The sequence below is a fragment of the Sporosarcina sp. BP05 genome (assembly GCF_014282005.1).
Classification (GTDB): Bacteria; Bacillota; Bacilli; order Bacillales_A; family Planococcaceae; genus Sporosarcina.
Genome location: NZ_JACFTD010000007.1, coordinates 183,477 through 208,209, shown reverse-complemented (window position 1 = coordinate 208,209; position 24,733 = coordinate 183,477). Strand labels below are relative to the sequence as shown.

The 24,733-nt window shown below is 42.9% G+C and carries 23 protein-coding genes; 20 read left to right on the top strand and 3 right to left on the bottom strand.

Annotation, left to right across the window (positions count from 1 at the left end):
- Positions 1-62 precede the first annotated feature (62 nt).
- The 12 genes from lspA to pyrE all read left to right on the top strand — a co-directional run bounded on the left by lspA (position 63) and on the right by pyrE (position 13,366).
- Positions 63-536, top strand: a complete 474-nt coding sequence (gene lspA, locus H2672_RS10715) for a signal peptidase II (RefSeq protein WP_186671346.1) — start codon at positions 63-65, stop codon at positions 534-536.
- Between the two features lie 2 nt (positions 537-538).
- The gene (locus H2672_RS10710; protein ID WP_222439364.1) at positions 539-1,486 is read left to right on the top strand and encodes an RluA family pseudouridine synthase; all 948 of its coding nucleotides are present in this window, start codon (positions 539-541) and stop codon (positions 1,484-1,486) included.
- A gap of 246 nt (positions 1,487-1,732) precedes the next feature.
- Positions 1,733-2,275 carry a bifunctional pyr operon transcriptional regulator/uracil phosphoribosyltransferase PyrR gene (gene pyrR, locus H2672_RS10705; protein ID WP_186671300.1) on the top strand — a complete coding sequence of 181 codons (543 nt, stop codon included), beginning with the start codon at positions 1,733-1,735 and terminating at the stop codon, positions 2,273-2,275.
- A 60-nt stretch (positions 2,276-2,335) separates the two neighbouring features.
- A complete protein-coding gene (locus tag H2672_RS10700) occupies positions 2,336-3,622 on the top strand; it encodes a uracil-xanthine permease family protein (protein ID WP_186671299.1) in 1,287 nt (428 codons plus the stop codon).
- Between the two features lie 273 nt (positions 3,623-3,895).
- Complete coding sequence (locus H2672_RS10695) at positions 3,896-4,774, top strand: aspartate carbamoyltransferase catalytic subunit (RefSeq protein WP_186671298.1); 879 nt, start codon at positions 3,896-3,898, stop codon at positions 4,772-4,774.
- 1 nt (position 4,775) lies between these two features.
- Complete coding sequence (locus tag H2672_RS10690; protein ID WP_186671297.1) at positions 4,776-6,053, top strand: dihydroorotase; 1,278 nt, start codon at positions 4,776-4,778, stop codon at positions 6,051-6,053.
- The gene (locus H2672_RS10685) at positions 6,053-7,153 is read left to right on the top strand and encodes a carbamoyl phosphate synthase small subunit (RefSeq protein WP_186671344.1); all 1,101 of its coding nucleotides are present in this window, start codon (positions 6,053-6,055) and stop codon (positions 7,151-7,153) included. Before H2672_RS10690 ends, H2672_RS10685 begins: the two co-directional genes overlap by 1 nt.
- Positions 7,146-10,343: a carbamoyl-phosphate synthase large subunit gene (gene carB / locus H2672_RS10680; RefSeq protein ID WP_186671296.1), complete on the top strand. Its 3,198-nt coding sequence runs from the start codon at positions 7,146-7,148 to the stop codon at positions 10,341-10,343. The genes H2672_RS10685 and carB overlap by 8 nt, the downstream gene beginning before the upstream one ends.
- A complete protein-coding gene (locus H2672_RS10675; protein WP_186671295.1) occupies positions 10,340-11,116 on the top strand; it encodes a dihydroorotate dehydrogenase electron transfer subunit in 777 nt (258 codons plus the stop codon). Before carB ends, H2672_RS10675 begins: the two co-directional genes overlap by 4 nt.
- Positions 11,113-12,027: a dihydroorotate dehydrogenase gene (locus H2672_RS10670; protein WP_186671294.1), complete on the top strand. Its 915-nt coding sequence runs from the start codon at positions 11,113-11,115 to the stop codon at positions 12,025-12,027. The genes H2672_RS10675 and H2672_RS10670 overlap by 4 nt, the downstream gene beginning before the upstream one ends.
- A complete protein-coding gene (gene pyrF / locus H2672_RS10665) occupies positions 12,024-12,734 on the top strand; it encodes an orotidine-5'-phosphate decarboxylase (RefSeq protein ID WP_186671293.1) in 711 nt (236 codons plus the stop codon). Before H2672_RS10670 ends, pyrF begins: the two co-directional genes overlap by 4 nt.
- A gap of 2 nt (positions 12,735-12,736) precedes the next feature.
- Positions 12,737-13,366: an orotate phosphoribosyltransferase gene (gene pyrE / locus H2672_RS10660; protein WP_186671292.1), complete on the top strand. Its 630-nt coding sequence runs from the start codon at positions 12,737-12,739 to the stop codon at positions 13,364-13,366.
- 80 nt (positions 13,367-13,446) lie between these two features.
- Here the strand turns inward: pyrE and H2672_RS10655 are convergent, their stop codons facing one another.
- Complete coding sequence (locus H2672_RS10655; protein WP_186671343.1) at positions 13,447-14,103, bottom strand: MOSC domain-containing protein; 657 nt, start codon at positions 14,101-14,103, stop codon at positions 13,447-13,449.
- Between the two features lie 395 nt (positions 14,104-14,498).
- On the opposite strand from H2672_RS10655, the gene H2672_RS10650 reads away from it, so the two are divergent.
- On the top strand, positions 14,499-14,729 hold the full coding sequence (locus H2672_RS10650; protein WP_186671291.1) for a hypothetical protein: 231 nt from the start codon (positions 14,499-14,501) through the stop codon (positions 14,727-14,729).
- Between the two features lie 176 nt (positions 14,730-14,905).
- On the opposite strand, the gene H2672_RS10645 is transcribed toward H2672_RS10650, so the two are convergent.
- A complete protein-coding gene (locus H2672_RS10645) occupies positions 14,906-15,199 on the bottom strand; it encodes a hypothetical protein (RefSeq protein WP_186671290.1) in 294 nt (97 codons plus the stop codon).
- Positions 15,200-15,729: 530 nt separating this feature from the next.
- Between H2672_RS10645 and H2672_RS10640 the strand changes: the two genes are divergently transcribed.
- Entirely contained in the window at positions 15,730-16,158 is a 429-nt protein-coding gene (locus H2672_RS10640; protein ID WP_186671289.1) for a helix-turn-helix domain-containing protein, read from the top strand.
- A 337-nt stretch (positions 16,159-16,495) separates the two neighbouring features.
- Here the strand turns inward: H2672_RS10640 and H2672_RS10635 are convergent, their stop codons facing one another.
- A complete protein-coding gene (locus H2672_RS10635; protein ID WP_186671288.1) occupies positions 16,496-18,187 on the bottom strand; it encodes an Rqc2 family fibronectin-binding protein in 1,692 nt (563 codons plus the stop codon).
- Positions 18,188-18,344: 157 nt separating this feature from the next.
- Between H2672_RS10635 and gmk the strand changes: the two genes are divergently transcribed.
- From gmk to fmt, 6 genes are all read left to right on the top strand, one after another.
- Positions 18,345-18,962: a guanylate kinase gene (gene gmk / locus H2672_RS10630; RefSeq protein WP_186671287.1), complete on the top strand. Its 618-nt coding sequence runs from the start codon at positions 18,345-18,347 to the stop codon at positions 18,960-18,962.
- A gap of 3 nt (positions 18,963-18,965) precedes the next feature.
- A complete protein-coding gene (gene rpoZ / locus H2672_RS10625; protein WP_186671286.1) occupies positions 18,966-19,190 on the top strand; it encodes a DNA-directed RNA polymerase subunit omega in 225 nt (74 codons plus the stop codon).
- Positions 19,191-19,398: 208 nt separating this feature from the next.
- Complete coding sequence (gene coaBC / locus H2672_RS10620; protein ID WP_186671285.1) at positions 19,399-20,616, top strand: bifunctional phosphopantothenoylcysteine decarboxylase/phosphopantothenate--cysteine ligase CoaBC; 1,218 nt, start codon at positions 19,399-19,401, stop codon at positions 20,614-20,616.
- The gene (gene priA / locus H2672_RS10615; protein ID WP_186671284.1) at positions 20,606-23,017 is read left to right on the top strand and encodes a primosomal protein N'; all 2,412 of its coding nucleotides are present in this window, start codon (positions 20,606-20,608) and stop codon (positions 23,015-23,017) included. Before coaBC ends, priA begins: the two co-directional genes overlap by 11 nt.
- Positions 23,018-23,279: 262 nt before the next feature.
- The gene (gene def / locus H2672_RS10610) at positions 23,280-23,795 is read left to right on the top strand and encodes a peptide deformylase (protein WP_186671283.1); all 516 of its coding nucleotides are present in this window, start codon (positions 23,280-23,282) and stop codon (positions 23,793-23,795) included.
- Positions 23,792-24,733: a methionyl-tRNA formyltransferase gene (gene fmt / locus H2672_RS10605; RefSeq protein ID WP_186671282.1), complete on the top strand. Its 942-nt coding sequence runs from the start codon at positions 23,792-23,794 to the stop codon at positions 24,731-24,733. Before def ends, fmt begins: the two co-directional genes overlap by 4 nt.

Sequence of the window (24,733 nt, the reverse complement as noted above, 5' to 3'; positions counted from 1 at the left end):
GCGCTCATACAGGTGTCGATGTGGTAAAATGGAACGTAATCTGTCGGACGGGGGTATTTGGATTGTTCATTTATTACGGATTGGCGGCATTCGTCATTATTTTGGATCAGTTTACGAAATGGCTAGTCGTTAAAAATATGGAACTTGAAGAAAAAATTAGCATTGCAGATCCTTATTTAGGGCTTCTTTCTCACCGTAACAAGGGAGCGGCTTGGGGCATGCTTGAAGGACAAATGTGGTTATTTTATATCGTCACAGTTGTCGTTGCAATAGGTATTATCTATTTCTTCCATAAAGAAGCGAAAGGGCAACCGCTCTTTGAAGTCAGTTTAATGTTTCTTCTTGGTGGTGCGATTGGTAATTTTATCGATCGTCTGTGGCGCAAGGAAGTTGTCGATTTTGTCGATGTCACAATCCCGGTTATCAACTACGATTTTCCAATCTTTAATGTTGCAGATGCAGCATTGACGGTCGGTGTGATTATGATCATCATCCATATTATTTTGGATGAAAAAAAGAATAAGAAAAAGGTGTAGTAATGGATAAAATTGAAATTGAAATTGAAATAACTGAAATTGAAATAACTGAAGAACACAAAGGAAGCCGTATAGACAAAGCATTGTCGGCGTTCAATCCTGAATGGTCACGTACACAAATTCAAACATGGCTGAAAAATGGCCTTGTTCTTGTCGGCGGTATTACAGTTAAACCGAATTATAAAGTAAGATTGGGAGATACAGTGACGGTGGAAGAACCTGAACTGGAAGAACTAGACGTTGTTGCGGAAGAACTAGATCTCGATATCGTCTATGAAGATAAAGACGTACTCGTTGTCAATAAAGCACGCGGTATGGTTGTTCATCCTGCGCCAGGTCATCCATCAGGAACGCTAGTCAACGGCCTTATGCACCATTGCACGGACCTTTCTGGCATTAATGGTGTAGTTCGTCCTGGGATTGTCCATCGTATTGATAAAGATACGTCGGGGCTTTTGATGGTCGCGAAAAATGATAAGGCGCATGTGTCGTTAGTTGACCAACTTGTTAACAGGTCTGTAACGCGCGTTTACACTGCACTTGTCCATGGCCATATTCCACACGATAATGGAACAATTGACGCACCAATCGGCCGTGATTCACGGGAGCGCCAAAATATGGCAATTGTTGATAAAGGAAGGCATGCGGTAACGCATTTCAAAGTACTAGAACGGTTCGGCGATTACACACTTGTTGAATGTAGATTAGAAACAGGTAGAACACATCAGATTCGGGTGCACATGAAATATATTGGTTTTCCACTTGTTGGAGATCCGAAATATGGACCGAAAAAAACACTCGAATTTAACGGACAAGTATTGCATGCAGGAACGCTAGGTTTTGATCATCCTGTGACAGGTGAGTACTTAGAATTCAGCAGCCCTCTACCTGAAGATTTTATAGAGTTGGTCGATAAAGTTAGGAAAAGCGTTGACAAAACAGAAGAGTAGAATATATACTGAATGAAGCAATTGAATAGCGATACCTTTAAAATCAGTCCAGAGAGGCTGGGAAGGTTGCACGGAAGTACAGTCAAACTGCTGCGCGCAGTTTCTATGTACATTTATTTCTGCACGTATACCCTCCCGCCATCCAAGGCCGGGAGGTTTTTTTATGGAGAATATCCAACCCCACCGGATCCTGGAAGGCATTTGACCGAAAGACCGAAGTAGACAAGGAAAATGGAGGATGTTGAAATGACAGAAAAAGCAAATATTCTTGATGAGCAGGCAATTGGCAGGGCAGTTACACGAATTGCACACGAAATAATTGAACGCAACAAAGGAATTGACGAGTGCATTCTAGTTGGCATCAAAACACGCGGCGCTTACTTAGCGAACAGGCTTGCTGAAAAAATTGAACTTATCGAAGGGAAGCCGATTAAAGCCGGTGAACTTGATATCACACTGTATCGGGATGACCTTATGCTAAAACACGGTATCAACGAACCTTTAGTCCAGCAGGTAGATATCAAGCATGATGTGACAGATATGAAAGTCATTTTGGTAGACGACGTTCTCTATACTGGCAGAACAGTTCGAGCAGCGATGGATGCAGTTATGGATCTTGGAAGACCAGCATCAATCCAACTAGCAGTCCTAGTTGACCGGGGTCACCGTGAATTACCAATACGACCAGACTTCGTAGGGAAAAACATTCCGACATCAAGCGATGAACGGGTCGTTGTGAGTGTAGTAGAAACGGATGGTAAAGATGGTGTGTCAATTCATTCAAAATAAAAGTGTAAGTCACCTGAAGGCTAGATACAAAATAAAGTAATCCGCACGGGGGTTTGGGCAATGGATGAAAAAGTATTAGATGTACATGAAAAACCAGCACCAACCAGGTGGATTATCCTCAGTTTACAACATATGTTTGCCATGTTCGGAGCAACAATATTAGTTCCTCAACTCGTCGGGTTAAGTCCAGCAATCGCCCTTTTGACAAGCGGGATTGCAACAATCGTCTTTATTCTTGTAACACGATTCCAAGTGCCAGCGTACTTAGGCTCATCTTTCGCTTTCATCATTCCAATACAAGTCGCGACGGAAACGGGTGGAATTGGCAGCGCCATGATTGGAAGCATGTTTGTGGCACTTGTCTACGGGATCATTTCATTACTCATTTGGAAAACGGGCTACAATTGGATTATGAAAGTATTGCCTCCGATTGTTGTGGCGCCTGTCATCATCGTAATTGGACTGGCACTTTCACCAACTGCAATCAGTATGGCAAGTACAATTCAAGTCGGAGATGACAGGGTATACAACCTGCTTCATTTCTCAGCAGCACTTGTCACACTGGCGGTTGCTATCATCTGTCTCATGTTTTTCAAAGGAATTATTAGCTTAATGCCGATACTGATTGGCATCATAGTTGGTTACATTTACTCGGCTTTCATAGGGATATTGGATTTCACAAAAGTTACGGAAGCGAAATGGTTTGAATTTCCAAAAATGCTTATTCCAGGTTTGGATTATGATTTCGTTATTACACCTACGCTCCTTTTCCTTATGGTGCCGATAGCAATTGTCACAATATCGGAACACATCGGGCATCAGCTCGTTCTTGGACGTATCGTTGGAAGAGATTACATAAAAAATCCGGGATTGAACCGCTCTTTACTCGGTGATGGACTTGGAACACTCATAAGTGGTCTTGTAGGTGGGCCACCTAAGACGACATACGGTGAAAATATCGGTGTACTTGCGCTTACTCGTGTTTACAGTGTCTATGTCATTTTAGGAGCTGCCATTTTCGCCATAGCCTTCTCTTTCTTAGGAAAAGTGATGGCATTGATTGCGACGATTCCGACGGCAGTGCTCGGCGGGGTTTCGATACTCTTGTTTGGAATTATCGCTTCATCTGGTTTACGTATGCTCGTGGATCACAAAATAGATTTTGGCAACCAGCGTAATCTAGTAATCGCCTCAGTCATTCTAGTCATCGGAATTGGTGGTGCGAGCTTCAAATTTAGCGATACATTCCAAATAGAAGGTATGGCACTGGCAGCAATTATCGGTGTGATACTCAACCTTGTTCTGCCAGGAAGAACAAATGAAAGCCTAGTTGATGAAAAAGAATAGAAAACCTTTTAACACTGTTCCGAGAGTCAGGGAAAGGTTCGTTTGACACCCATTCTACACAATAAGTGTAGGGTTTGGGTTTGTCATACTTAACGAGCCTTTCCGTCTATCGGAAAGGCTCGTTTTTCAATCTATAAGAAAGTATAAGTTTTTTCTACTTTGGTCATAAGCCGTTTTGCTGTGGGGGCTGAAGTACGCCTTCTCTCAAACCGCCTTATGCCTGTCACGTCTAGACAGCGCCTTGCGCTTTTCTTATAAAGGAGGACAAACCAGATGCAGCATCTTGTCTCGATGAAACACCTGACTGAAGAAGAAATCATGATAATCCTTGATCGGGCTGATACATTCAAAAAGTTTGGTGTCCGGGAATTGCCCGGGAAATATAGTGTCAGCAATTTGTTTTTCGAACCAAGCACACGTACAAAAATGAGTTTTGAAATGGCGGAACGGAAACTCGGACTTGATGTATTGCCATTCGAATCAAGCTTCTCCAGCACGTTAAAAGGAGAGACGATTTACGACACAGTAAAAACGCTCGAAGCAATCGGTGTAGATGCACTTGTTATCCGTCATCCCGAAGATGGTTACTATGAGCAGTTGATCGGGAGAACGTCAGTTTCTATCATTAACGGTGGAGACGGTTCAGGTCAGCATCCGACACAATCACTGCTGGATTTATTTACAATAAAAGAAGAGTTTGGTTCATTTAAAGGACTGAATGTACTTATAGCAGGGGATATTACACATAGCCGTGTAGCCCGATCCAATGCAGATGCGCTGACGACACTTGGCGCAAATGTGACCTTCCTTTGTCCGGCAGAGTGGGCGGGAGAATTCGACAGTGTGGATTCGTGGGATGAAGTGATTAAAAGTAGTGATGTGGTTATGTTACTTAGGGTTCAACATGAAAGACATGAGGTAGAAAGTACTTTTGCAGGTGAAAGTTATCACGAACGATATGGTCTAACAGAAGCCCACGAGCAGCTGATGAAGGAGAATGCAATCATCATGCATCCCGGACCATTCAACCGTGGCGTTGAAATTGCAGATTCGTTAATCGAATGTTCAAAGTCGCGAATTTTCAAACAAATGGAAAATGGTGTATACATACGGATGGCCGTATTGGAATCAGTATTGAAAGGGAGGAATTGACATGCAGAAACTTATTCAAGGGGTTCAGATGCTTAACGGTGATGGGGAACTTGTTACAACAGACGTAAAAGTAACGGGTGACAAAATTACAGAAATCGGTCATCAGCTTACAGTGGAAAACGCAGAAATAATCGAGGGCAAGGGACTTTTACTAGCACCGGGCTTCATCGATGTCCACGTTCACTTACGCGAACCGGGTGGCGAGCATAAAGAGACAATCGAAAGCGGAACACTTGCAGCAGCAAAAGGCGGTTACACGACAATCTGTGCAATGCCAAATACACGACCTGTACCGGATACAAAAGAAAATCTGACACTCGTCAATGACTTAATCGCACAGAAATCCCTAATCCGTGTCCTTCCATACGCATCCATAACAATTCGGGAAGCCGGCAAAGAACGGACGAATCTGGCAGAACTAAAAGAACACGGCGCATTCGCGTTCACAGACGATGGTGTCGGTGTACAACAGGCAGGCATGATGTACGAAGCGATGCAGGATGCAGCTAAAATCGGTATGCCGATTGTTGCACACTGTGAAGATAATACGCTTATCTATGGCGGCGCGATGCACGAAGGCAAACGTAATATAGAACTAGGTCTTCCAGGAATACCTTCTATAGCAGAATCAGTCCATATCGCTCGAGATATTTTACTGGCTGAAGCGGCTGGCGCTCATTACCATGTTTGTCACGTCAGCACAAAAGAGTCGGTTCGGGTTATCCGCGACGCGAAAAAAGCAGGGGTGCACGTGACTGCTGAAGTAAGTCCGCATCACCTTCTCCTTTCGGAAGAGGATATTCCTGGCGATGATGCAGATTGGAAAATGAATCCGCCACTTCGCGGAACAGAAGATCTCGCTGCACTGCGCGAAGGATTGCTTGACGGCACACTGGATTTCATCGCAACAGATCACGCACCGCATAGTGCAGAAGAAAAAGCGGTCGGTTTTGCAAAAGCACCATTCGGGATTACTGGTTTTGAAACAGCATTTCCCCTCCTTTATACGAACTTCGTAAAAAAAGGAACATGGACATTACAGCAGCTCATCGATTGGATGACGAAAAAACCGGCTGATGTATTTGGCTTACCATACGGTAAAATTGAAGTTGGAGCCACTGCGGATTTAGTGTTACTTGATTTGAACAAAGAAGCAAAAATAGATCGCACAACATTTGTATCTAAAGGTAAGAACACACCATTTGACGGTTTGACATGCACAGGCTGGCCAGTTAAAACGATTTTCGGTGGAAAAGTAGTTTGGGAGGATGGACAATGATGAAAAAAAGAATGCTTATTTTAGAAGACGGAACAATTTTTGAAGGAATTGCATTTGGTTCTGATGAGGCTTCAATCGGTGAAACAGTATTCACAACAGGTATGACAGGCTATCAAGAAACCATTTCAAATCCTTCGGGAGCTGGACAAATCATTGTGATGACCTACCCACTTATCGGTAACTATGGTATTAACCGGGATGATTATGAATCTATTGAACCGGCAGCGAGCGGAGTAGTCGTTCGTGAACTAGCAGACGAACCATCGAACTTCCGTAGTGGCATGACGCTTTGCGAACTGTTAACGATGAAGGGCATTCCTGGAATTCAAGGAATCGATACACGTAAATTAACTCGGTTGCTGCGCGACAAAGGTGCGCTAAAAGGGATTCTTACTGCTGCAGGAGAAGAAGTAAATGTACAAGAAACGGTTGCACATGTCGCATCTTACAACTTACCGACAGATCTTGTTGCACGCGTTTCGACACAAAAACCTTATCCTAGCCCAGGTCGCGGAGAGCGAATTATCCTGATCGATTATGGTTTGAAACATGGTATTTTACGCGAATTAAATGACAGAGATTGCGACGTTATCGTCGTTCCATATAACACATCGACGAAGGAAATCCTATCTTTATCACCAGATGGCATTGTGTTGTCAAATGGACCGGGGAATCCGATGGATGTTGAAGGTACAGTTGAAGTGATTAAAGAATTGTTAGGAAAAGCTCCAATCTTCGGGATAGGCCTTGGCCATCAGCTGTTTGCCCTTGCTTGCGGAGCACGTACAGTGAAATTGAAAAACAGTCATATGGGCGGCAATCACCCGGTAAAAGATTTGACTACAGGTAGGACGGAATTGACTTCCCAGTGCCATGGCTACGCTGTTGATGAACAATCACTTGCAGGTACGGATCTTGAAGTGACACATAAAGCACTTAATGACGGCTCAGTTGAAGGCGTGAAAAGTACGAAATACGAAGCGTTTTCCGTACAGTTTCATCCGGAAGCATCACCAGGGCCAGAAGATTCGAAACATCTGTTTGACCGATTCATGGATGTAATAAAAACAAGCAGCCGAAAGGGGAATTTCAATGCCTAAACGTACAGATATTGAAACTATATTAGTTATCGGGTCAGGCCCGATTGTCATTGGTCAGGCAGCGGAGTTTGACTATGCCGGAACTCAAGCATGTCTTTCATTAAAAGAAGAGGGCTACCGTGTCATTCTTATTAACTCTAACCCTGCAACAATTATGACAGATACAGAAATTGCGGACAAAGTATATATTGAACCAATCACGCTTGAATTCGTCAGCCGCATCATTCGTAAAGAACGCCCTGATGCACTTCTTCCAACAATGGGTGGTCAGACTGGTTTGAATATGGCGATTGAACTGGATGAATCGGGAATATTGAAAGAATTAGGAATTGAAATCCTTGGTACAAAGCTCGATGCAATCCATAAGGCAGAAGACCGTGATTTGTTCAGAACGCTAATGAATGAACTTGGTGAACCTGTTCCTGACAGCGATATTATCCATAACCTTGAAGAAGCGCATGCTTTTGTTGAAAGAATCGGGTATCCAGTTATCGTTCGCCCTGCATTCACGCTTGGTGGTACAGGAGGCGGCATGTGCTACAACGACGCAGATCTAGAAGAAATTGTTACAAGCGGTTTGAAATATAGCCCTGCTACACAATGTTTGCTGGAAAAATCAATTGCTGGCTATAAGGAAATCGAATATGAAGTGATGCGTGACTCAGCGGATAACGCAATCGTCGTTTGCAATATGGAAAACGTCGATGCAGTCGGAATTCATACGGGCGATTCAATCGTCGCGGCTCCAAGTCAGACGATGACAGACCGTGAAAATCAAATGCTTCGAAATGTGTCACTTAAAATTATTCGTGCGCTTGGAATTGAAGGCGGATGTAACGTTCAGCTTGCACTTGATCCATATAGCTTTGACTACTTCATTATCGAAGTGAACCCGCGTGTTAGCCGATCATCGGCACTCGCATCGAAAGCGACAGGCTATCCAATCGCGAAGCTTGCAGCGAAAATTGCAGTCGGCATGACGCTCGACGAAATGATGAATCCGGTTACGGGGACAACATACGCTTGTTTCGAACCATCACTTGATTACATCGTGACGAAAATCCCACGCTGGCCATTTGATAAATTCGAATCTGCTAAGCGGAACTTGGGTACACAAATGAAAGCAACGGGCGAAGTAATGGCAATCGGCCGTACATTCGAAGAGTCAATTTTAAAAGCAGTACGCTCACTTGAAACAGGACAATTCGGTTTATCATTGAAAAACGGTTCGACAATGACGGACGAATGGATTGAAAAACGTATCCGTCGTGCAGGCGATGAGCGTTTGTTCTTCATCGGCGAAGCATTCCGCAGAGGCGCGACAGTTGAAACGATACACGAATGGAGTCAAATCGACGCCTTTTTCTTACGCAAGTTCCAGAAAATCGTCCAGTTTGAACTAGTCTTAAAAGGGAATCCGTTTGATTATGAAACGTTGCGCACTGCAAAACGCATGGGCTTCTCTGACGTAACAGTTGCTGAACTATGGAGCACAGATGAGCGTGCGATTTACGATTGGCGAAAAGAGCATGGCCTTATTCCAGTCTACAAAAAGGTTGATACATGTGCAGGCGAATTTGAATCGGATACACCGTATTTTTACGGCACGTACGAAGATGAAAATGAATCGATTAGAACAGAGAAGAAAAGCGTAATCGTTCTTGGTTCGGGCCCGATTCGTATCGGTCAAGGCGTCGAGTTCGACTATGCGACAGTACACTCTGTTTGGGCAATCCAAGAAGCTGGTTACGAAGCAATTATTATCAACAATAACCCCGAAACGGTGTCAACAGACTTCTCGATTTCGGACAAATTATACTTTGAGCCGCTGACAATCGAAGATGTAATGCATATCGTCGACCTAGAACAGCCTGAAGGCGTTATCGTTCAGTTCGGTGGACAAACGGCTATCAACCTAGCAGCTGGTCTTGAAGCCCGCGGCGTGAAAATTTTGGGAACGTCTCTTGAAGATATTGACCGTGCAGAAAACCGTAATAAATTTGAAAGTGCACTGCGCGAAATTGGTATTCCACAGCCCCTTGGAAAAACAGCTGTTTCAGTACCAGAAGCTGTCGCGATTGCCAATGAAATCGGTTATCCTGTACTCGTAAGGCCTTCTTATGTGCTAGGTGGACGTGCGATGGAAATTGTTTATCATGAGGAAGAACTGCTTTATTATATGGAGCATGCAGTTGAAGCGAGCCCAGATCATCCGGTACTCGTCGATCGCTACTTGACAGGGACTGAAATCGAAGTCGATGGTATATGCGACGGAGAAAACGTGTTGATACCAGGTATTATGGAACATATCGAACGTGCAGGTGTTCACTCAGGTGACTCGATTGCCGTGTTCCCACCGCAAAACTTATCGGCTTCTCAGATGGAAACAATTGCTGATTATACGACACGACTTGCAAAAGGACTTGGAATTGTTGGTCTGCTCAATATCCAGTTCGTCATCTCAGAAGGGCAAGTCTATGTTATTGAAGTGAATCCACGTTCAAGTCGTACAGTTCCGTTCTTGAGTAAAATCACAAGCATTCCGATGGCAAACATTGCGACAAAAGCCATTCTTGGCCAATCAATTATCGAACAAGGTTACAAAAATGGACTGGCTCCTGCTCCATCTGGCGTCTACGTTAAAGTACCAGTGTTTTCATTCGCGAAATTGCGTCGAGTTGATATCACGCTTGGACCTGAAATGAAATCGACCGGAGAAGTAATGGGTAAAGATACTACGCTTGAAAAAGCCTTGTACAAAGGTCTTGTTGCAGCGGGCATGGAAATAAAAGAATACGGTTCAGTCATAATGACGGTTTCTGACAAAGATAAAGAAGAGATGGTAAGCATCGCTAAACGCTTTACGGATATCGGTTACCGTATTTTAGCGACTGGAGGTACAGCTTCCGTGTTAGAGAATGCCGGCATCCGTGTGAGAACAATCGGTAAAATTGGTTCTGAAGGGCCGACGCTTCTGGATGTTATTCAAAAAGGGGAAGCACAAATTGTTATCAATACGCTGACAAAAGGGAAACAGCCTGAACGTGACGGTTTCAGAATTCGCCGCGAATCAGTTGAAAATGGCATACCTTGCTTCACTTCACTTGATACGGCAGATGCGATGCTACGTGTTATTGAATCAATGACATTCCAAACTGAGGAAATGGGGAAAGTGGGAGAGACTATATGATCATCCAAGATCGAATGACGGTCACTTCACAACAGCAAATTGCCCATAACATTTTTGAAATGAAGTTAAACGGTAAATTGGTCGGGGAAATTTCTTCCCCTGGCCAGTTTGTCCATATTCGTGTGTCAGACTCGTTTGAACCACTATTAAGACGTCCGATTTCAATCGCTTCCATTGATCAAGAAGTCGGCGAAATGACCATTATTTATCGCGCGGAAGGTCGGGGGACTACAATCCTTTCACAGAAACGTGCTGGTGATGAAGTAGATGTGCTTGGCCCACTTGGGAATGGTTTTCCTGTTGAAGAAACGGCGCAGGGAGAAACGGCAATCCTAATTGGTGGAGGAATCGGAGTACCACCGTTGTATGAGTTGTCGAAGCAATTGACGGCGAAGGGCGTGAAATGCACGCATGTCTTAGGATTCCAATCAAAGGACGTTGTATTTTACGAAGAAGAATTTAGTAAGCTCGGCGAAACACATATCGTGACAGTCGACGGATCGCTAGGAACAGCAGGTTTCGTGACCACAGTTATGGCAGAACTCGGCAATGAATTCTCAACGTATTACAGCTGTGGTCCAATGCCGATGCTTGAAGCGATTGAAAAAATGTACGCAGGGAAAAAAGGCTTTCTGTCATTCGAACAACGCATGGGCTGCGGAATCGGTGCTTGTTTCGCATGTGTATGTCAAACGACGGAAGGAGCGGGAAAAGCATATATTAAGGTATGCTCAGATGGTCCAGTATTCCCAGCGGGGGTGGTGGCAATATGAATAGACTATCGATTGAATTACCTGGTTTATCATTAAAAAACCCAATTATGCCTGCATCCGGTTGTTTCGGATTCGGTAGAGAATATGGCCAACTGTATGATTTATCCTTGCTTGGCGCGATAATGATCAAATCCACAACACTTGAAATGAGGCTAGGCAATCCGACACCGCGTGTTGCAGAAACCGCTTCAGGTATGCTGAATGCGATTGGACTGCAAAATCCGGGATTAAAAGGCGTATTGGAAGGCGAGTTACCGTGGCTGGAACAGTTTGATGTTCCAATTATCGCGAACGTTGCCGGGACTGAAACAGCAGATTACGTGGAAGTAGCGAAAATGATTTCTCGAGCTCCAAACGTTAAGGCACTTGAGTTGAATATCTCGTGTCCAAACGTTAAATGTGGAGGAATTACATTTGGCACGGATCCTGAAATTGCAAAAGAGCTGACAAGGGCGGTAAAAGAAGTGTCCTCAGTTCCTGTTTATGTCAAACTATCCCCAAACGTCACTAATATCGTGGAAATTGCACAGGCGGTTGAAGCTGGCGGAGCGGATGGCATTACTATGATTAACACATTGATTGGGATGCGTCTTGATCAGAAAACAGGTCGACCCGTTATTGCAAACGGTACAGGCGGTTTGTCTGGCCCAGCTGTTAAACCGGTTGCGATTCGGATGGTTTATGAAGTAAGCAAAGCAGTCAACATTCCGATAATTGGAATGGGTGGGGTGACAGAGGTAGCCGATATTATCGACTTTATGTCTGCGGGTGCAAGTGCCGTAGCGGTAGGAACAGCGAACTTCGTCAATCCATTTATTTGTCCACAGATCATCGAACAATTGCCAGCTAAGTTGGACGAGCTAGGAATTGGTCATATTTCTGAACTGATTGGAAGGAGCCACCGTCTATGAAAACATCCCCGATTATAGCGCTTGATTTTGATTCTGCTGAAAAGACGTTTGACTTCCTCCGGGCTTTTGACGGGGACGTCAATGTAAAAGTGGGCATGCAGCTTTATTATAAAGAAGGTCCTGCAATTGTTGCTCGTTTGAAAGAACTTGGCTATGACATTTTCCTTGACTTGAAACTACATGATATTCCAAATACAGTGAAATCAGCGATGGAAGTACTTGCGGGATTCGGCGTGGGCCTTGTGAATGTTCATGCAGCTGGAGGTAAGACAATGATGGAGGCGGCTCTTGAAGGATTGGATAAAGGGACGCCATCGGGATTATCACGGCCATCACTAATCGGTGTTACACAGCTTACTTCTACAGATGAACGGCAAGTTCGTGAAGAGCAGTTAATAGGTGTTGCGCTACAAGAGTCTGTCCTTCAATATGCTAAGTTAACGAAAGAAGCAGGTCTTGATGGTGTGGTTTGTTCTGTTCATGAAGCGACAACAATCGTAGATGTTTGCGGCAAACCCTTTTTCAAAGTGACGCCGGGCATACGCCTTGCAGATGGCGGAGCACATGATCAGAAACGGATTGCGACACCTGGAGAAGCGCGTCTTGCAGGTTCGACACATATAGTAGTTGGACGAGCAATTACGGGAGCAACGGATCCGCGAGCAGCGTACGAACACATACATGCACTTTGGAAGGGGACGAAATAACAATGGTGAGAAAAGAAGTTGCTGAAATCCTATTACATGTTGGTGCAGTTGAATTAAGTCCTGAAGAACCGTTTACATGGGCATCAGGCATTGAATCCCCAATCTACTGCGATAACCGTTTGACGATGTCAGATCCGGTTGGACGGAAAAAGATTGCGGAAGGCCTTGCAGGATTGATTCGTGAAAATTATCCTGAAACAACGGTCATTGCAGGGACGGCAACAGCGGGAATTCCACACGCAGCTTGGGTTGCAGACATTCTTGGATTACCGATGGTATATATCCGTTCAAAAGCAAAAGGACACGGTCGAAGCCGTCAAATCGAAGGGAAAGTTGATGTCGCAGATAAAGCGGTAATTATCGAAGATTTGATCTCAACGGGCGGCAGTAGCTTGAATGCAGCGGAAGCACTGCGTTCTGAAGGTATTGAAGTGACTGGCATTGTTTCTATCTTTACATATGAACTGCAAAGCGCAGATGAAACATTTGCGTCGGCGGGATTAACTTACAAGAGCCTGACTGATTTCGGTGCACTTGCTGAAGTCGCACAAGAAAAAGGTGCCATCAATGAAGAGTCGATGACTAGTTTGCTTGAGTGGCATGGGAAATTGAAGGCTGGTTTATTGAAATAAATTGAAAAGCTATTCCATGGTGAAATCCATGTGGAATAGCTTTTTTTCTAGTAACTCAAATAAGATTATACAGAAAATTTTTAAACTGAATTTGTTAATGTCTCCAATCGCTTAGTTAACCGCTCTCGCCAATCAAGAGCCAATTCTTGAATGTCTAATACTTTATTGATGCCTTGAATATCTTTTGGATGATGAAAATAAATCTGGTTTGCAAGAAGGACGGATACCTGTTTTGGATGTGATTCTACTAATGCAATTGTCGAATCTTTTTGTACAGTGCCTTCTTCTAAGACACGACATAAATAACCCGTGAAACCGGTTTCTACCATTCTATTGAGAAGGGGAGGCGTACCGGTTCTCTTTGTAATCGTGCTACATGGAATTCTTCCTTGCGATATTTGAATGATAGCATCACCAAGACGAAAAATGTCACCAATATGAACGTCTTGTTCCAACATATTGGTGACTGTTATATTCTCCCCGAAAGCCGAACGTGGTAGGGGCTTGTTAAGTTCCTGTTCCCAAAGCGAATAATGCTCATGTGGATAGACACAAACAGCGCGGTCAAGACCCCCATGATGCCGAAGGTCTGCTACACCATCTCCTCGAAAGCCATCATTCGATAAAAAGACCGTCTCAATTGTTTCTTTGCAAATGCCAGTATCCATTTCTTTATCAGTACCGTATTTCATTTTTTTCGGTAATCCGATTGATAAGTTTATTAATTCAGCACTAATAGTTGTCATTTGAGGTATACCCACTTTCTAAAAGAAGTGATTGCTAGTTATGTTGAGCCTACGACTACCTATATGAATATAAACTAAGCGAAGGCACCCCATAGCGCCGCAGCGGATTCAATGAGATTCTTTATTTCAACACAGCTAGTTTAATTGTCCATCTATTCTATAATCAAACCACAGCAAAAATCAGTTGTCAAAAGTGTGTATGAAAACACCAGCATATACTACTTACATTTGAATTCTCTTATTGAATATCGCTTATCAAAAGTTGAAGAATAGGTATGAAAGGAAATGGACAGACTTGATTTTTAGAGTTAATGGAAAAACGTAACGAAAAATTGACTGGTCCATAGCAGGACTAGACTGCTTAGGCTTATCAGGAGGTGCATCGAATGCAAGAATTCAAAGTAACCTATTTCTTTGATGAAGAGCATTATATAAGAAGGTTTATTTATATGGAGTCTCAAGAAAAAGCGGAAGAGCTAATCCAAAGTGAGCGAGACCGATACATTTCGTTTCGGGATAGCAGAGGAATTTACCACGAGTTGAATACCCGCGATGTTCGGGTGATTCAATTGTCTGACTACAATAGAGTCGATAAAAGTAAAAAAGCGTCAGAGTAAACTTTTGGGTGTTTGAGTATGACGCTATCCGCCCAAAAAAGTATTAAAAATAGAAAATGCTATTGCGCGATGGATGAGACCATCGTGGAATAGCATTTTTTACATACATTTATAACTAAGTTTCATCCGGATTAATTATAAGCATTGTTCTATATTATAGGCAAATCTTGATCAATTCAAGGCTTGCGTCTATGTATGTGATTTGCGTTTACATCGCCAACAAGTTGAACAATATTGATTAAGGATTCAGTGCGTTGCTTGAATTCTTGGTTATCAATTTTCTTCTCTTTATGTAGGGTTTCTAACGCATTATAAATAGATAGGACATTTTTCACAATAACCATCTCTAATTTACCTTCATCTAATAAAACCTGGAAGTCCTTTAAACTTGTTTGAAACGATTTTGATTGTTTGTCCATAATTTTTGAAATAACTAACCCAACGTCATCTATAGAATCTAAATTGACCACCTTAACAAAACAACACCTCTCTGTAATATTTAACGAAGACTCCGTGTCTTGTATTCAAAGAAAATTATCATGGGTTAACTTTTTGACAACTTTCTTTGAATACAGGACATTAACATTTGTTGAAGTTATTAAGTTGTTTTTACTGACGATTTATTCTTTCTGAATTACTTAAAGTAATCTCTTTTTCGAAAAAAATATGCTTGGATGGCTATTGAAATATCTCTTCCAACTTTAATATATGATTAAAAGAAATGTTGGAAGAATCTTTTCCCATTTATCAAATATTGTTGTACTGATACCTAAGCTTTCAGCAAATTCATCCCGTATTTTAATCACAAAGAATGAAGTGTTTGGTGTAGGTAAAATGGCACTCGTTTTTCAGATATCATATAAATTACTCCTATACATGTAATTATATATTACTAAAAGTGATATCGCAAGCAGGGCTTTATAGGAGTATTTTCACATGTTTATTTGTTATATCGAATAAAATCTCCTCTAAAATGATGTACAATCAGTGTGTGAAGTAAATGGAGGTTCTATTCGTCGCCAATCTTATTCAAGAACAATTTTCCAGTCGTTTGAAGCGATTGAGGGAAAGAAATAAAGTAACGATGGTGGAACTTGCTCAAGCAATTGGGATGAGCCAATCAACGATTTCGGAATGGGAAAAGGGTCATAAATTTCAGAGGTCTGGGTCCTTACAGCAACTGGCAAATTATTTTGACGTTCCGATGGAATACTTCTTTAAAGAGAACTCTTTTCCTACAGCTGAGACGATAACCGTTCCATACTTACCATCTATTTTAGCGGCTTCACTTTTACTTACAGATGGCATTGAAGGTGATGGGATTGAATTTATTAAACCGCCCGCCAGTTTCTTAGGAGAATACCCGAAGGACAAAAAAATGATTGCATTCAAAGCAAGTGGAGAAAGTATGAATTTACTTTTTCCGTAAGGGGCTACTGTCGTTGCGAGAAAAATCGAACGGGATGATTTAGCAGATGGTGACATTGCCGTTTACTGTTTTGATAATGAATATGCCGTCAGACGTTATAGAAGAATCGAATTGCAAAAAGTGATCGTCTTAAGACCGGAATCAACGGATAATAGTTTTCATGATTGTATAGTCCCGTTCAAATCGAAGGGTGACTTCAAGATAATTGCTAAAGTGATTTGGTACGGTGTATCCATTTAGCGTAGACTCGTGGTTATATAGGAAGAGTGGAATAATAGTAGGTAAGCATATACTTCTTGAAATGAAAAAAAGCTATTCCATATGGAATAGCTTTTTTTCATTTCTTAAGCTTCATAACAGTATCTTCATCTGGAGTGACTAAAATTGTCTTTTGTTCAAAATAGATAACAAATCCAGGTTTAGAGCCGTTCGGTTTTTTCACATGCCGTACTTCGGTGTAATCAACCGGCACGGCTGAAGATCCGCGCGCCTTACTGAAATAGGCGGAAAGGATTGCCGCTTCACGAATTGTTTCTTCGTCAGGATTCGCATCATGAATCAATACATGAGACCCGGGAATATCTTTTGTATGGAGCCAAGTTTGGTCCCTTGAAGCAATTTTGAACGTCAAATAGTCGTTTTGCTTATTGTTCTTGCCAACTGAAATTTTCACACCTGAAGATGATACAAATGTTTCAGGTACTGGTTTTTTTGGTTTCAGTTTCTTTTTCGACTTGCGAGCCTTTAGAAAACCAAGTTCCGCCAACTCTTCACGTATTTCTGCGATGTCTATAGGGGATGCTTGTAGTACTTGTTGTTTAATCATTTCAAAGTAGGCGATATCTTCTGCCGTTTTTTCAAGCTGTTCAGCGATCATGATAAGTGCTGTTTTCGCTTTAGAATACCTTGAATAAAACCGCTGCGCGTTATCAATCGGTGATTTTCTAGGGTCTAGCGGAATAGTTACCGTTGTCCCTTCTTCATAATAATTGACGACAGTCGCTTCCGTTGCACCTTTTTCAATGGCATAACTATTGGCGGTAAGCAATTCTCCATAAAGTTGGAATGTATCTAGCTTTCCAGCAGCTTCTCTTTCTTTTACAAGTTTCTTCACTTTCAAATTCAGTTTAGCAACTTCATTGTCGAGCCAACGCTCTAAGTCCGCGGCTTGAGACTTCACACGTTCTCTTTCAGCACGAGCGAAGTAGACTTTATCCAGCAAATCACCTAGCGTCTCGTATTCCGCAATCGTCTTATCGGCATGTGTCAGCGCCGTCGCTGAAAATACGGTTTTTGTCCCGATTTCCGAAATGTTTGGTGTGCTAGCTATTCCTTTGAATGAACCAAGGAGTGCTGTGAAGACGATGAATTTATCCGCGGCCGAAGCATCTTTTAAGCGGTATACTAATTCTTCAGCATTAACTGGTGAAAAACCTGAAAATCGTTGGACGACGTCTCGGGCACTTTCTAGCTCAGGTAGCAACCCGTTAAATTGTTCCTCTGTCAGCGCAAAAGGATCCACTTTATCCTGCGGAGGGGCGGGGATGAAAGGTTGCCCCGGCAGTATTGTACGGTAACTATTCACCGATGGAGGTAAGTGTTTCATGCTATCAACGATGATATCGCGATCGGGATCTACAAGCAGCAAGTTACTGTGTCTGCCCATGATTTCAACATACAACCGTCTGTTAATATCGTCCCCAATTTCATTTTTTGCCTTAACGTCTACTGTGATAATCCTATCTGTCCCGAATTGACCGATAGAAGTAATCGACCCACCTTCTAAATGTTTACGTAAAACCATGCAAAATAAAGGTGGTTCAGAAGGATTTGTAATCGCTTCTTCTGTCAGTTGGATACGTGAATACGCCGAGTGAATTGAAATAAGTAGTTTTTGATTTTTACCGTCTGCACGGATAAGAAATACGACTTCTTGCGCGTTCGGCTGATGAATTTTAGAGATGCGTCCATTTTTTAAGACTTGCAGCTCCTGCACCATAGCCGTTGTGAATAAACCATCAAATGCCATTAGGATTCCTCTTTCAAATCGTTTTTCCCTATTTTAGCACTACAACAAGCATATATGGTATAATATGAACAGATTGTTTCGATCAATAACGATCGGAGCCGGCATGATTGTGCCGAAGCTCCATTGTAAAATTAGATTAGATAAGAAGAGGGATTGCATGTACAAACAACGTGGGCTTCTAATTGTTCTGTCTGGACCTTCCGGTGTAGGCAAAGGGACGGTTCGAAAAGAGCTTTTTACACAACCGGATACGAATTATGAATACTCGATTTCGATGACGACGAGAAGTCCGCGCGAAGGTGAAGTGGATGGCTCTGATTATTTTTTCAAATCAAGAGCTGAATTCGAACGGTTGGTCGAAGAAGATAGGCTACTTGAATATGCTGAGTACGTAGGCAATTATTACGGTACTCCGCTTGATTATGTTAATGCAACACTTGACGCTGGTAGAGACGTATTCCTCGAAATTGAGGTTGTCGGTGCGGCACAAGTGCGCGCCAAAGTTCCAGACGGATTATTCATTTTCCTTGCACCCCCAAGTTTGTCGGAACTTGAAGACAGACTTGTAGGAAGAGGTACCGAAGAAGCCGATGTCATTGCATCACGTATTTTGAAAGCGCGTGAAGAACTCGAAATGATGAATTTGTACGATTACGTCGTAGAAAACGACGAAGTGGCACATGCATGCGATCGCATCAATGCCATTGTCACTGCCGAACATTGCCGCAGAGAACGTGTTGAAAAAATCTATCTAGGTATGCTGAAAGGGGAATAATCAATGTTAACTCCATCAATCGATTCTCTAAAAGAAAAAATCGACTCGAAATACACACTTGTGACACTCGCTTCAAAACGTGCACGTCAAATGCAAGAAGAAGGCACTAAGCTTCTTAATTCTTATGTCTCGAATAAGAATGTCGGCAAAGCGCTTGAAGAAGTAGCGGCAGGCGTACTATCTAAAAAGAAATCGGACGATTCAATCGTCTATGAAGACGAAGTTTAATAGGGCCAGCTGTTTTTGCACTTGAAAGACAGTGGGGTTTTCGATTCGAAGTGTTGTCTAGGCTTCAGTCGCCAGACGCGGCGCACTTAGGCTGCGTTCATTTGTTAACGGCTCCTTTCGCTTTTCATATCATAAATAAATAAACGTGATACTCCCTTAGAAACGAGTTTTTCTTTGGGAGTTTGTCATTTTTAGAAGGGATGAGATCATGTTGTTGAATAAAAAAATCCTCCTTTGTGTCACTGGCGGAATCGCGGTCTATAAAGCTGTTGCACTTGTAAGTAAGTTATCGCAGGCAGGAGCGGACGTAAGGGTCATTATGACTGAATCCGCAAAGGAATTTGTTACACCACTTACATTCCAGGCGATGTCACGAAACGATGTTTTTTTCGATACGTTCGATGAAAAAAATTCACGTGTGATTGCCCATATTGATTTGGCAGATTGGGCTGATCTTGTCGTCGTTGCTCCAGCTACAGCGAATGTAATTGGTAAACTTGCGAATGGTATTGCTGACGATATGGTAACGACCACACTTTTAGCTACGCAGGTTGAGGTCTGGATTGCCCCTGCTATGAATGTCCATATGTATGAAAATAAAGCAGTTATCCGAAATGTTACTACGTTGCACGAAGATGGCTATAAATTCATCGAGCCCTCTGAAGGCTTTTTGGCATGCGGTTATGTAGGTAAAGGACGATTGGAAGAACCCGAAAAGATTGTAGAACTGATTACAGAACGGTTCACAACGTCCAAATATCTTCCGCTTTCTGGAAAGAAAGTTGTGATCACAGCAGGTCCGACACGTGAACGGATTGATCCAGTACGATACGTATCGAATTTTTCAAGCGGTAAGATGGGCTATGCGATGGCGGAAGCAGCAGTAAAGCTCGGTGCTGACACATTCCTTATCTCGGGACCTGTCGGATTGGACAAGCCTGTGGGAGTAACTGTCATTGATATTGAAAGTGCGGCGGAGATGTTTGAAGCCGTCCGAACACAATTCGATGATGCGGCAATCGTTATCAAAGCCGCTGCTGTAGCGGATTATCGTCCAAGAGAGATTCATCCCCACAAGATGAAGAAACAAGCAGGCGACTCAGTTATTGAACTCGAACGTACGACCGATATCTTGAAGACAATCGGTTCTATGAAAACGAACCAAATTCTTGTCGGCTTTGCTGCCGAAACTGAAAATGCAGTTGGCTATGGCATGGGCAAACTGGAAAGTAAAAACCTTGATTATATTATCATCAACGACGTGACTGATCCGGATGCAGGATTCGGGAAGGATACGAACGTTGTTACACTTCTATCGAAAAACGGTACACATAAGCCATACCGAGCAATGCCTAAAAAAGAACTTGCTATTCTATTGTTGGAAACAATTATTAAAGAAGAAAGTGACCAACTAAATGATTGCTGAAGTCATTGTAGATGTAGCGGCTTATCCAATAGACAGGCCGTTTGATTACCTCGTTCCAAAAGCATTGGAATCCGTAATTGAACCTGGAACCAGAGTAAAAGTACCGTTTGGACCAAGGAAAGTACTCGGTTATGTAACAAGATTGAAGGTAGAAAGTGAGCTTGCACTTGGCAAAATTAAACCGATAGATGAACTTATAGATTTGGACCCTGTCATTTCTAGTGAATTGCTTGAATTATCGCGTTGGCTCGCGGTTGAGACGTTATCGTATGAAATTGATGCACTTCAAGTGATGTTGCCTGCTGCGATGCGTGCAAAATATGAAAAGTTCATCATTGTCGAAGAACCAGAACGAATTGAAGACGCTGACTTTAAAGCTTTTCTTGCGGGTAGGAAACGGATTCAGTTGAAAGAAGTGGACTCAGCAGAATTGATGAAAACGTTAAAAAGGTATGCGTCTCAAGGGATTGTCACAGTTGATACGGCTGTAGGGCAGAAAACTGCTGTGAAAAAAGTGCGCATGATAAAAATGGCAGACGAGGCAACGCTTCAATCTTTAATAGACTCCATTCATTCCAATGCGAAAAAACAAGCAGAATTACTTCGCTGGATGTTGGAATATGCAGGGACAACAATCAGTGCAAAACAACTAATGGAACAATCGGGAATTCAAGCGGCTGTGCTGAAAACTGTCATAGAAAGAGGCGCGGCTTTCGAAGAACTTGCTGAAGTGTACCGTGAACCTGATGCACCCCAATTGAAAGATACAGCGATACCCGAACAGTTGACTGACGAACAGCAAATCGCAGTTGATAATATAGCAGCGTCCGCAGATGGTCAACAAGCAGAAACGTTCCTTCTTCATGGTGTAACGGGTAGTGGAAAAACAGAAGTGTATTTACGTGCCATTAAACGCGTTTTGGATAAAGGCAAAGAAGCAATTGTCCTTGTCCCGGAGATATCATTGACACCGCAAATGACGTCACGCTTCAAGGAACGTTTCGGTCAGCTTGTGGCAGTTATGCATAGTGCTTTGTCTGCTGGTGAAAAGTATGATGAATGGCGGAAAATTAAACGGGGGGAAGTAAAAGTTGTCGTGGGTGCAAGATCGGCGATATTTGCCCCGTTTGAAAATATTGGTATCATCATTCTCGATGAAGAGCATGAATCAACGTACAAGCAAGATGATACGCCGCGCTATCATGCAAGAGATGTTGCGATTAAGCGTGCGGAATATTACAACTGTCCTGTTATTCTAGGGAGCGCAACGCCATCACTTGAATCATATGCACGAGCGTCAAAGGGTGTATATACAATGCTTACACTGACGAAACGACCCAAAAATCAGGCCTTGCCAACGGTAACAGTCGTTGATATGCGAGAGGAATTGAAGACTGGTAATCGTTCGATGTTTTCATTGCCGCTTGCGGAAGCAATCCGTATCCGATTGGAAAAAAGAGAGCAAATCGTGCTGTTTCTGAACAAGCGGGGCTTTTCATCTTTTGTACTCTGCCGGGATTGCGGTACGGTCGTTGAATGCCCGAATTGTGATATTTCGCTGACCTATCACCGTGCGCATGAACAGTTGAAATGCCATTATTGCGGTCATGAAGAACGAGTGCCGCTCGTATGTCCGGAATGTAAGAGTGAACATATTCGATTTTTTGGAACCGGGACTCAAAAAGCACAAGAAGAAATTGCGAAACTGTTTCCTACAGCACGTGTCCTTCGAATGGATGTCGATACAACGAGGCAAAAAGGTTCACACGAACGGCTTCTTAGGCAGTTCAGTGAAGGACAAGCCGATATCCTGCTTGGGACTCAAATGATTGCAAAAGGGCTAGATTTCCCAAATATTACACTTGTCGGTGTGCTTGCTGCAGATACAACACTCCATTTAGCCGATTTCCGTGCCGCTGAAAAAACCTTTCAATTGATGACGCAAGTAAGTGGACGAGCTGGACGCCACGAATTACCTGGAGAGGTTTTCATCCAGACCTATTCCCCTGAACATTACGCAATCGAATTAGCGAAAGCGCAGCATTATGAACCTTTTTATAACATGGAAATGGCAGCCAGAAGACAATATGGCTATCCACCATTCTATTTCGTCACGCTTGTACAGTTTACGCACGAGGATTTATTGAAAGTAGCGGACTTTGCAGAAAAGGGAGCTCGCTACCTGAAACAGAACTTATCTGCGGGAACAGTCGTTATAGGACCAACTGCTTCCGCTATCAGTCGAGTGAACAATAGATATCGCTACCAATGTTTGATAAAATACAAAAAAGAGCCGAAGTTGACAGAAACGCTGCAACAGCTTATTAAGTACTACCGGACGGACTGGATAAAATCAGGACTGACAATGACCGTTGACGTAGAACCTGCGTCTATATACTAAACAAAAGCGAAAGCGCCTGTTCAGCCCCGAAAAGCGCTGGAAGGCTTGAAGATAAAGGCGTTATTATGCCTTTATCAGCTAGACTGAAGCGAAAGAAGGCAGCTGAAGTTCGCCACGTCCTGTGGCAACAGATGCATGACCCACTTCGTGTGGGCCCGGGCTAGGCGCCTTGAGTCTAGACGTGCATTTTTCATGTCAAAACACACCCGCAGTACAAGGTTAAATAACATCTTAGATAACAACATAGAAAAGAGGAATAGATTTGGCAATACGTGAAATTGTGAAGCATCCGGCTCCGGTTCTTCAACAACAATGTAAAGAAGTAGTGAAATTTGATAAGAAGCTTTCAAAGCTGTTAGATGATATGTACGACACAATGGTGGCGGCGGATGGTATTGGCCTTGCTGCACCTCAAATTGGTGAAGCTATTCGTGTTGCGATCGTTGATATGGGCGAAGGACAGGATGTCATTGAAATGGTCAATCCTGTTGTAACAGCAACCGGAGGATCCGAAATAGAGGTAGAAGGCTGTCTCAGTTTCCCAGAATTATTTGGCGAGGTAGAAAGACCATTTTTTGTTCGTATTGAAGCACAGGAGCGCAATGGCGCACTTTATGAATTAGAAGCCGAAGACTATGAAGCACGTGCGATTCTTCATGAAATCGATCATTTAAATGGCGTATTATTTGATTCGAAAATCATTCGTGTTGTCGATCCGTCTGAATTAGAAGAAGAAGAAGAGATAGTTGGGGAAAACGGTGGAGGTGAGCTGCAATGACGAAGATTGTCTTTATGGGAACACCAGAGTTTTCGGTAGCTGTTCTAACAATGCTCTTTGACGAAGGACATACTATCGCGGCGGTCGTCACTCAGCCGGACAGGCCAGTCGGCCGAAAGCGTGTCTTAACACCTCCACCAGTAAAAGTTGAAGCACTGCGACTTGGATTGCCGATTATTCAGCCTGAAAAACTGAGAGGTTCCACTGAGCTTGAAGATATTATTGCGCTAAAACCAGATTTAATCGTGACTGCAGCATTTGGCCAGATTTTACCGAAGGAACTGTTGGAAGTTCCACGGCTCGGTTGCATAAATGTACACGCATCCTTATTACCAAAATATCGCGGCGGTGCGCCAATTCACCAGGCGATCATGGATGGTGAAACCGAAACGGGCGTCACTATCATGTATATGGTCGAAAAACTTGATGCAGGCGATATCATTTCACAAGTGACAGTGCCTATTTCTGATACGGATCACACAGGAAGTATGTTCAAGGCACTATCCGTGGCGGGGACAGCACTACTGAAAGAGACATTGTCATCTATTTTAAACGAAACAAATACGCAAATAGTTCAAGACGAATCACTCGTGACATTTGCACGTAACATCTCCCGTGAACAAGAACGGATTGACTGGTCGAAAGGCGGAAAAGCAATCTACGATAAAATCCGTGGACTTCATCCTTGGCCAGTTGCCTATACCGTATTTCAAGGTGAAAACGTTAAGATTTGGTGGAGTGAGAAAATCCATACAACTGACAGTGCGTTACCGGGGACAATTATTGCTATCGAAAGTGATCGTATTATTGTCAAAGCAGGCGATGATATCGCTGTAGCAATAACGGATCTTCAACCAGCCGGAAAAAAACGGATGCTAGCGGATGAATTTATCCGCGGAACGGGATCTAAATGGAGTAAAGGGGATCACTTTGAATGA